At 72.1% G+C, this 8661-nt stretch carries 8 protein-coding genes; 4 read left to right on the forward strand and 4 right to left on the reverse strand.

Annotated elements, in window-relative coordinates:
- Window positions 1-108: 108 nt before the first annotated feature.
- Window positions 109-1056 (forward strand): LysR family transcriptional regulator, encoded by a 948-nt coding sequence (locus tag ACFWV8_RS37705; RefSeq protein WP_384214977.1) that lies wholly within the window; start codon window positions 109-111, stop codon window positions 1054-1056.
- Here ACFWV8_RS37705 and ACFWV8_RS37710 read toward each other — a convergent pair.
- From ACFWV8_RS37710 to hemG, 3 genes are all read right to left on the reverse strand, one after another.
- Window positions 1053-1565: a DinB family protein gene (locus ACFWV8_RS37710; RefSeq protein ID WP_384214979.1), complete on the reverse strand. Its 513-nt coding sequence runs from the start codon at window positions 1563-1565 to the stop codon at window positions 1053-1055. The two genes, ACFWV8_RS37705 and ACFWV8_RS37710, sit on opposite strands and share 4 nt — an antisense overlap.
- Window positions 1566-1910: 345 nt before the next feature.
- Complete coding sequence (gene hemQ / locus ACFWV8_RS37715) at window positions 1911-2627, reverse strand: hydrogen peroxide-dependent heme synthase (RefSeq protein WP_329379879.1); 717 nt, start codon at window positions 2625-2627, stop codon at window positions 1911-1913.
- Window positions 2628-2631: 4 nt separating this feature from the next.
- Window positions 2632-4083, reverse strand: a complete 1452-nt coding sequence (hemG, locus tag ACFWV8_RS37720; RefSeq protein ID WP_384214981.1) for a protoporphyrinogen oxidase — start codon at window positions 4081-4083, stop codon at window positions 2632-2634.
- A 185-nt stretch (window positions 4084-4268) separates the two neighbouring features.
- Between hemG and ACFWV8_RS37725 the strand changes: the two genes are divergently transcribed.
- Both ACFWV8_RS37725 and ACFWV8_RS37730 read left to right on the forward strand, forming a co-directional pair.
- Complete coding sequence (locus ACFWV8_RS37725) at window positions 4269-5246, forward strand: DUF4349 domain-containing protein (RefSeq protein ID WP_384214983.1); 978 nt, start codon at window positions 4269-4271, stop codon at window positions 5244-5246.
- Window positions 5247-5316: 70 nt separating this feature from the next.
- Entirely contained in the window at window positions 5317-6699 is a 1383-nt protein-coding gene (locus ACFWV8_RS37730) for an FAD-dependent oxidoreductase (RefSeq protein ID WP_384214985.1), read from the forward strand.
- Here ACFWV8_RS37730 and hemE read toward each other — a convergent pair whose 3' ends face one another.
- Window positions 6700-7791 (reverse strand): uroporphyrinogen decarboxylase, encoded by a 1092-nt coding sequence (hemE, locus tag ACFWV8_RS37735; RefSeq protein ID WP_384214987.1) that lies wholly within the window; start codon window positions 7789-7791, stop codon window positions 6700-6702.
- A gap of 91 nt (window positions 7792-7882) precedes the next feature.
- On the opposite strand from hemE, the gene ACFWV8_RS37740 reads away from it, so the two are divergent.
- Complete coding sequence (locus ACFWV8_RS37740; RefSeq protein WP_329379897.1) at window positions 7883-8557, forward strand: DUF3000 domain-containing protein; 675 nt, start codon at window positions 7883-7885, stop codon at window positions 8555-8557.
- The last annotated feature ends 104 nt before the right edge of the window (window positions 8558-8661 follow it).

Genomic DNA, 8661 nt, shown 5'->3' on the forward strand with positions numbered 1-8661 from the left:
GAGTCACGAACCACCGCCACCCTGACACGGCGTCAGCAAACTAGACTCCGGAAAGGCCCTGTGACCAGGACAAATGGAGAAGTGCAACTGGAGTATTAGGCTGATTCCGTGGAACTCCGTCATCTTGAGTACTTCGTCGCCGTCGCGGAAGAGCGGCACTTCACGAGGGCCGCGCAGCGGCTGCTGGTCTCCCAGTCGGGCCTCTCGGCGTCCGTGCGCGCGCTGGAACGCGAGCTGGGCGCCGCGCTCTTCGTGCGGTCCACGCGCAGGGTGGAGCTGACCGGCGCGGGACGCGCGCTGCTCGTGGAGGCCTCGCGCGCGCTGGCGAGCGTACGGGCGGGCAAGGAGGCGGTCGCCGCCGTACAGGGGCTGATGCGCGGCACGCTGTCGGTCGGCACCGAGCAGTGCGTCACCGGCGTGCATGTCCCCGCCCTGCTCGCGCGCTTCCGGTCCGAGCACCCCGATGTCGAGATACGGCTGAAGCAGGCGGGCTCCGCGTCGCTCGTGGACGATGTCGCGGAGGGACGGCTGGACCTGGCGTTCGTCGTCGTGGCCGGGGCCGTACCGGAGGGGGTGCGGCTGGTCCGGCTGGCGGGCGAGCCGATGGTGCTGCTCTGTCATCCCGGTCACCGGCTCGCGGGGGCGGCCGAGGCGCGGTGGGCCGATCTGGCCGACGAGGTCTTCGTGGACTTCCACCAGGACTGGGGAGCCCGTGGCCTCACGGACCGGGCCTTCGACGCCGTGGACGTGGAGCGGCGGGTGGCCCTGGAGGTCAACGACGTGCACAGCCTGATCGAGTTGGTCGGGGAGGGCCTCGGTGTCGCCGTGGTGCCCCGCCCTGTCGCCCGCAAGGACCACGCGGCCGGGCTCAGTACGGTGCCGCTGGCCGGGGCGGAGAGCGGCCTCTGGGAGGTCTCGGCGGCCGTCCCGGAGGAGGGCCGCACCGGCCCCGCGGCACGGAAGCTCCTCTCGTACCTGACAGACCCGGGGGCGTACGAGATGCCGGAGAGCTCGTGCGGCGCGAGGTCCGGTGGATCTTCGCCGGGCAGGACCTAGGGCCGCAGCAGCCAGCCCCTGATGAAGGCGGCCTGGCCGACGTGCTGGAGGTCGTCGGAGATGACGCTGACCAGCCGCACGCCGAGGGTCACGGCCGGGGTCCAGGTCCGGTCCACGACGCGTGCGTAGTCGGCGTCCTCAAGGGTCCTGATGTACGAGACGGTCTGCTCGTGGACGGCGTCGTGGTACTCCACCAGCGCCTCCCCCGTGACGCCGCCGACCGCCGCCACGTCCTTGGGTGAGTGTCCGTATCCCGTGGCGTGGCGCGAGAAGGGCAGTTCGAACCTGCCCGTCCAGTTCTGTGCGATCCACACCTCGTCCGTCCCGGCGGCATCGGCGAGGTGATCGTCCTGGATCCGGGTGAGGTGCCAGACCAGCCAGGCGATCGAGTTCGCCCCCTCGTCGATGCGGACGGCGAGCGCCTCGGGCGAGAGTCCGTCGACCACCTCGTGGACGTTCTGACGGACACGGTCGAAGGCGTCGATGAGCAGGTCACCGCTCGTGGTCATGGCACGCTCCGCTTCTGTACGTCCCGATCCCGCGCGTTCCGCCGCAGTCGGGGACCCTGGTCCCCTCCAACGCTCCGGGCCCACCGGTCGCGACCGGCGAAGCGCGGGCGAGTACGGGGAAAATGGCGTATTCCCCCGTTGTTCACCGCGTCTGCCGCCGGTCGGCGACCGGTGCGACCCGGAGCCGGACCCGGTGTCGCTGGACGAGAGGTCCGGCCGCGGGCTGCCGCCGGTCGTCTGATCTTCCGGGTGGGACGGCCGGGCCACCCGGGGGCGGCCCGGCCGTCATGCGGTTGTGCGATCACGCTACGCGGATCACGGTCCGCGCCTGTGGATCAGGCGTGGTCAGGCGAGTCCGTCGACCAGGTCCGCGACCGACTTCCGGCGGCCCGTGTAGAACGGCACTTCTTCCCGTACGTACAGCCGTGCCTGCGAACCCCGCAGATGACGCATCAGGTCGACGATCCGGTCCAGTTCGTCGGCCTCGAAGGCGAGGATCCACTCGTAGTCACCGAGCGAGAAGGATGACACGGTGTTGGCGCGCACATCCGGATATCCACGGGCCATCTTTCCGTGGTCGGCGAGCATCGTACGGCGCTCGTCGTCGGGCAGCAGATACCAGTCGTACGAACGCACGAAGGGGTAGACGCTCACCCACTCGCGCGGCGTCTCGTCGGCCAGGAACGCGGGCACGTGCGACTTGTTGAACTCGGCGGGGCGGTGCAGCGCCATGTTCGACCAGACCGGGTCGAGCGTCCGGCCGAGCCGGGTGCGGCGGAAGAGGTTGTACGCGCCCTGGAGCTCGTCCGCGGTGCCGGCGTGCCACCAGATCATCAGGTCGGCGTCGGCGCGCAGCCCGGACACGTCGTATGTGCCGCGGACGGTGATGTCCTTGGCGGCGAGCTGGTCGAACAGCTCCTGGACCTCGTCGGCGTAACCGGCCCGGTCCTCCGGCAGCAGATCGCGCAGCTTGAAGACGGACCACAGCGTGTAGCGGATCACGTCGTTGAGGTCCTTGGCCTTCTTGCCCGCGTTGGGGGTCTTGTCTGGTGCGGAAGTCATACGGCTATTCTCCCGCGCCCCGATCCGTGCCCCGCGCCAGGGTCGGCGTCGCCATGATCTCGTCGGCGGCGCGCCGGGCGCTCGCGATACAGGCGGGGATGCCGACGCCGTCGTACGGGGCGCCGCAGACGCGCAGTCCAGGGAGTTTGGCGACGGCCTCGCGGATGCGGGCGACGCGGGCGGGGTGGCCCACCGGGTACTGGGGCAGACCGCCGATCCACCGGGTCACCTCGGCGGCCACGGGCCACGTGGCGAGCCCGGTCGCGGCGCCGAGGTCGCGCAGGGACGCCGTGACGAGTTCGGTGTCCTCGCGCCGGAGTTGGTCCTCATCGCCGTACCGGCCGATGGACGTACGCAGGACGAAGAGGTCCGGCGCCGACTCGGCGACCCAGCCCCACTTACGGGTGGAGAAGGTCGCGGCCTTGATGGTGCGGCCGTCGACGGGCGGTACGAGAAAGCCGCTGCCGTCGGGCAGTCCGGGCAGGTCCGCGACATCGGCGCGGCGGAAGGCCATCGTCACGAGCGCCATGGAGGCGTACTCGATCTCCGCGAGTCCGGCGGACGCGGCGGGTGACTCGTGCGCGAGGAGGGCGGAGGCGGACCAGGCGGGGTTCGCCATGATCACCCCGTCGGCGGCGACGGTCCCGCGCTCGGTGCGGACCGCCCAGCCGACGGCGGTGCGGGTGAGGGCGAGGACGGGCGTCTCCGTACGGATGTCGCCTCCACGTGCCCGTACGGCGTCGGCGACGGCGCCCGGCAGCCTGCCCATGCCGCCGTCGATGCCGGCGAACACGGCGTCGGTGCGGGGGGTTTCGGCGGCCCTGGCCTGAACGGAGCGGACGGCGTCGAGGAGTGAGTCGTGGGTGCGAACCGCATCGAAGAGCTGGGGGACGGCGGCGCGCATCGAGATGCGGTAGGCGTCGCCCGCGTAGACGCCGCCGAGCAGCGGCTCCACGAGCCGGTCCACCACTTCGTGCCCCAGCCGCTCCGCGACGTACTCGCCGATGGACACGTCGTCGCCGACGGCCACCGGACCGAGGTCCCGTTCGCGGTCGATCCTGGCGACGCCTTCCGCGGAGAGCAGACCGGCGAGGGCCGACGCGTCGGCCGGTACGCCCATCACATGGCCCTTGGGCATGGCGTGCAGCCCGCCGCGCGACCAGACGGAGGCGGAGGTCGTCGCGGGCGTCCGGAGGCGCTCACCGAGCCCCACGGAGCGGGCGAGGTCGACGGCCTCGGGGCGGCGCGCGAGCATGGACTCGGCGCCGAGGTCGACGGGGGCGCCCTCGATCTCGCCGGCCCGGAGTTTGCCGCCGAGGCGGTCGGTCGCCTCCAGGAGGGTCACGCGGGCCCCGGCGGACAGCAGCCGGTCGGCCGCGGCGAGACCGGCGATACCGCCCCCGATGACGACGACATGGGGGCCGGCGGGAGGTGTGGGGTTCGGACTGCTCACCATGGCCTCCACTCTCTCAGACCGCTTCCCGCCCGCCTCGGCCGCCGCCGGGTCGGTACCGAGGCCCCGTGCCAGGCCCGTACCGAGGCCCGACCGTGACCGCTTCGCGACCGGAAAAGCGCAACCCTCTCCCCCGCCCGTCCGTCGAACCCCCGAAATCAGCGCTCGGCATCTTTGGGGGGATTGGCATGCGCGCACTTCCCGCATTCGCGGCAGCACTTCTCACCGTTTCACTGGCCCTGGCAGGGTGCAGCGGCGCGGACGACTCGGACAGCGGAGACATGAAGGCCGACAGCGCGGCCGGACCGGCGAGGGGCGGGCAGGGTGCGGCCGGGCCGGAGGCGGCGGCCGACGGGGCCGGCGAGCAGCGGGCGGAGAAGGGCACGGAGGCCGGCGCGGACTCCGTGCAGACCCATGTGATCCGCACCGCCGGCCTGTCGGTGGAGGTGAAGAGCGTGACGAAGGCGCTCGCCACGGCCCGTTCGGTCGCGCTCGGCGCGGGCGGCGAGATCGAGGACGAGACCACGGAGCGCATCGACGACACCCATGTGACCTCGAAGATCGTGCTGCGGGTCCCGGAGGCCGACTACGACTCCGTCCTCACCGAACTCGCGGGCACCGGCAAGCTGTTGACGCGCACGGCGAACGCGAAGGACGTCACCGAGCAGGTGGTCGACGTCAAGAGCCGTATCGCGACGCAGCGCGCGAGCGTGAACCGCGTACGGGATCTGATGGACCAGGCCGATGACATCACCGACGTCGTGGCCCTGGAGTCCCAGCTGAACACCCGCCAGGCCGAGTTGGAGTCCCTGCTGGCCCGGCAGGCGTCGCTCGCCGACCGGACGACGATGGCGACCATCACGCTCGACCTGAGCGAGGAGACGGAGGCGAAGGACGAGAAGGACGACGACCCGGGCTTCCTCGACGCGCTCGGCGGCGGCTGGGGCGCGCTCGTGTCGATGCTGCGCTGGACCGTGGTCGTGGTGGGCGCGGTCCTGCCGTTCGCCGCCGCGCTGGCGGTGCTGTACGTGCTGTGGCGGCTGTTCGGCGTACGGCTGCTGGGCCTGGGAGCGCGGCGTACGCCGGTCGCGGCTCCGGCACCGGAGCCCGCGCCGACGCCGGTGCCGACCCCCGCGCAGTCGCCGGACACGGGCAAGCAGGACTGAACCGGCGCGTCCGCGTAGCGTCTGTGTGCGGGGTACGCGGTACCCCGCACACATCCGAAGGGGACGCGCAATGGCAGCGGAGCGCTTGGTGGTCATCGGCGGCGACGCGGCGGGTATGTCCGCGGCGTCGCAGGCCCGCAGGTTCAAGGGGCCCGGGGAGCTGGAGATCACCGCCTTCGAGCGCGGCGACTTCGCCTCGTACTCGGCGTGCGGCATCCCGTACTGGGTCGGCGGCGACGTCGAGCGGCTGGACGACCTCATCGCCCGCACGCCGGAGGAGCACCGGGAGCGCGCGATCGATCTGCGGATGCGGACCGAGGTCGTACGGATCGACACCGGGGGCGGGCGGGTCCTGGCCCGGGATCTGGACGCCGGGACCGAGTCCTGGACGCACTACGACAAGCTCGTGATCGCCACCGGCGCGCGCCCGGTCCGGCCCTCGCTGCCGGGCATCGACGCCCCCGGCGTGCACGGTGTGCAGACCCTCGGCGACGGGACGGCGCTGATCGAGACGCTGGCCCGCACGGACGACGGCGGACGCGCGGTCGTCGTGGGCGCGGGGTACATCGGCGTCGAGATGGCGGAGGCGCTGCTCAAGCGCGGGTACGAGGTGACCGTCCTGCACCGCGACGAGCAGCCGATGGCCACGCTCGACCCGGACATGGGCCGGCTGGTCCACGAGGCGATGGACGGCCTCGGCATCACGACGGTCGGCGGCGCGGCGGTCTCCAAGATCCTGACCGGCGACGACGGCCGGGCCAGGGCGGTCGTGACGGACGACGCCGAGTACCCGGCGGACGTCGTCGTCCTCGGCATCGGTGTCCGCCCGGAGACCTCGCTCGCCGAGGCCGCCGGTCTGCCGCTCGGCCCGCACGGCGGGCTGCTCACCGATCTGTCGATGCGGGTGCGGGGGCACGAGAACATCTGGGCGGGCGGCGACTGCGTGGAGGTGCTCGACCTGGTCACGGGCACCACCCGCCATATCGCGCTCGGTACGCACGCCAACAAGCACGGCCAGATCATCGGCGCCAACGTGGGCGGCGACTACGGCACGTTCCCGGGCGTCGTCGGCACCGCCGTCAGCAAGGTCTGCGACCGGGAGATCGCCCGGACGGGGCTGCGCGAGAAGGACGCCCGCGCGGCGGGGCTCCAGTACGTGACGGCGACCATCGAGTCCACCGGCACCGCCGGGTATCTGCCGGGGGCGCCGCTGATGACGGTGAAGATGCTCGCCGAACGCCGGTCGGGCCGGCTGCTCGGCGTGCAGATCGTGGGCGGGGTGGGCGCCGCGAAGCGGGTGGACATTGCGGCGGTCGCCCTCACGGCCCGGCTGACGGTGGAACAGATGACGGCGCTGGACCTGGGCTACGCGCCGCCGTTCTCACCGGTCTGGGACCCGGTCCTGGTGGCGGCCCGCAAGGCGACGGCCGCCGTACGGAAGGCGGGCTGGTGACTAACCCGCGGTCCGGGTGTGGACGTACTCGACGAGGCGGGTCAGCGAGTCCGGGTCCATGTTCGGCAGGACCCCGTGCCCCAGGTTGAAGATGTGCCCCTCCAACCCCTTCGCGGCGTCGAGGACTTCGTCGGTCTTCGTCTCCACCGCCCGCGTGGGGGCGAAGAGGACCGCCGGGTCGAGATTGCCCTGGAGCGCCTTGCCGGGGCCGACCCGCCGGGCCGCCTCGTCCAGCGGTACGCGCCAGTCGACGCCGACGACGTCCGCACCGGCCTCGCCCATCAGGCCGAGGAGTTCGCCCGTACCGACACCGAAGTGGATACGCGGCACCCCGTACCCGGCGATCATGTCGAAGACCTTCGCAGACGCGGGCATCGCGGAGCGCCGGTAGTCGGCGGGGGCGAGCGCGCCCACCCAGGAGTCGAAGAGCTGTACGGCGCTGGCTCCCGCCTCGATCTGCACCTTGAGGAACGCGCCGGTGATCTCCGCGAGCCGGTCGAGCAGCTCGGCCCAGAGCTCCGGATCGCCGTACATCATGGCCTTCGTGTTCTCGTGGTTACGGGACGGCCCGCCCTCCACGAGATAGCTGGCGAGCGTGAACGGGGCGCCCGCGAAGCCGATGAGCGGGGTCGACCCCAGCTCGGCGGTGAGCATGCCCATGGCCTCGGTGACGTAGTGGACGTCGTCGGGCGTCAGGTCCCGCAGCTGCGCGAGGTCGGCGCGCGAGCGGACGGGGTGCGCGACGACGGGGCCGACGCCAGGCTTGATGTCGAGGTCGACGCCGATGGCCTTGAGCGGGACGACGATGTCGCTGAAGTAGATCGCGGCATCGACCCCGTGCCTGCGTACCGGCTGGAGCGTGATCTCGGTGACCATGTCCGGCCGCATGCACGACTCCAGCATCGCGGTGCCCTCGCGCAGCTTGCGGTACTCGGGCAGCGACCGCCCCGCCTGCCGCATGAACCACACCGGGGTGTGCGGCACGGTCTCCCGCCTGCACGCCTTCATGAAGGCGGAGTCGCGGGTGGCGAGTGTCGCCGCTGTCGGCGCGGTCTTCGTCGGCTGGCCCGAGGGGCGGTCGTTGGCGCTCACGCCCAGAATCTTCGCATGTACACAGAAGCGGCCGCCCCGGGCCGGGTGTCCTTCACCGCACGGGACGCTCGTTCCGCCTACTCTTCCCCGCATGGCTGCGGCTCAGGGACAGTTTTCTGATCATTCCAACGGCGTCGGCGGTACGGGGGGTACGGAGGGGGACTCCGTCCCGTCCGCGTTCCGACTGGCCGTTGAGGCTTTGCGGACGGCGCGGCTGCGCCCCGAGATGGAGATCGACCCGACGAAGCCTCCTCAGCGGCTCGCACCGCACGCGTACGCGCTGGAGGCGGCGGTGGTCCAGGGGGACGACGATCTGGCCGACGGCAGACTTGTCCTCCTTCATGACCCGGAGGGCCACGACGCCTGGCAGGGCACGTTCCGTCTGGTGACGCTCGTACGGGCGGAGCTGGAGCCGGAGATGGCGGTGGACCCGCTGCTCCCGGAGGTCTGCTGGTCGTGGCTGACCGGGGCGCTGGAGGCGCGCGGGCTCTCGTACGGAGAGCCGAGCGGCACGGTCACCCGCGCGGGATCGCACTACTTCGGCGGGCTGTCTGAGCGCCGTCCGGCGACCCAGATCGAGATCCGGGCCTCCTGGACGCCGCGCGAGGGCATGGGCGGAGTCCCGGACGCGGCAACGCACTTGGCGGCCTGGTGCGATCTGCTGTGCCAGCTCGCGGGGCTGCCGCCGGCGGCCCCGACCGGCCCGACGGAGCCGGGGGCGGGCGTGGTCTCGCTTCCCCAGCGCCGGGGCCCCCAGGCCCGCTAGGTCCTGTCCGGTGGATCTTCGCGGATGAGCCCGGAGCGTCTGGCGCGGTGCATCGCAAGGCGCCGAAGTGCCCGCAGGGTGGTTTCCTGTGGGCACTTCGGCAA

Source organism: Streptomyces sp. NPDC058665 (assembly GCF_042714995.1).
Lineage (GTDB): Bacteria > Actinomycetota > Actinomycetes > Streptomycetales > Streptomycetaceae > Streptomyces.

Excerpts from the sequence above, each read along its gene's own strand:
- ACFWV8_RS37710 (WP_384214979.1), bottom strand. The coding sequence starts at position 1,565 with ATGACCACGAGCGGTGACCTGCTCATCGACGCCTTCGACCGTGTCCGT.
- ACFWV8_RS37725 (WP_384214983.1), top strand. The coding sequence starts at position 4,269 with ATGCGCGCACTTCCCGCATTCGCGGCAGCACTTCTCACCGTTTCACTG.
- ACFWV8_RS37740 (WP_329379897.1), top strand. The coding sequence starts at position 7,883 with ATGGCTGCGGCTCAGGGACAGTTTTCTGATCATTCCAACGGCGTCGGC.
- hemQ (WP_329379879.1), bottom strand. The coding sequence starts at position 2,627 with ATGACTTCCGCACCAGACAAGACCCCCAACGCGGGCAAGAAGGCCAAG.
- ACFWV8_RS37730 (WP_384214985.1), top strand. The coding sequence starts at position 5,317 with ATGGCAGCGGAGCGCTTGGTGGTCATCGGCGGCGACGCGGCGGGTATG.
- hemG (WP_384214981.1), bottom strand. The coding sequence starts at position 4,083 with ATGGTGAGCAGTCCGAACCCCACACCTCCCGCCGGCCCCCATGTCGTC.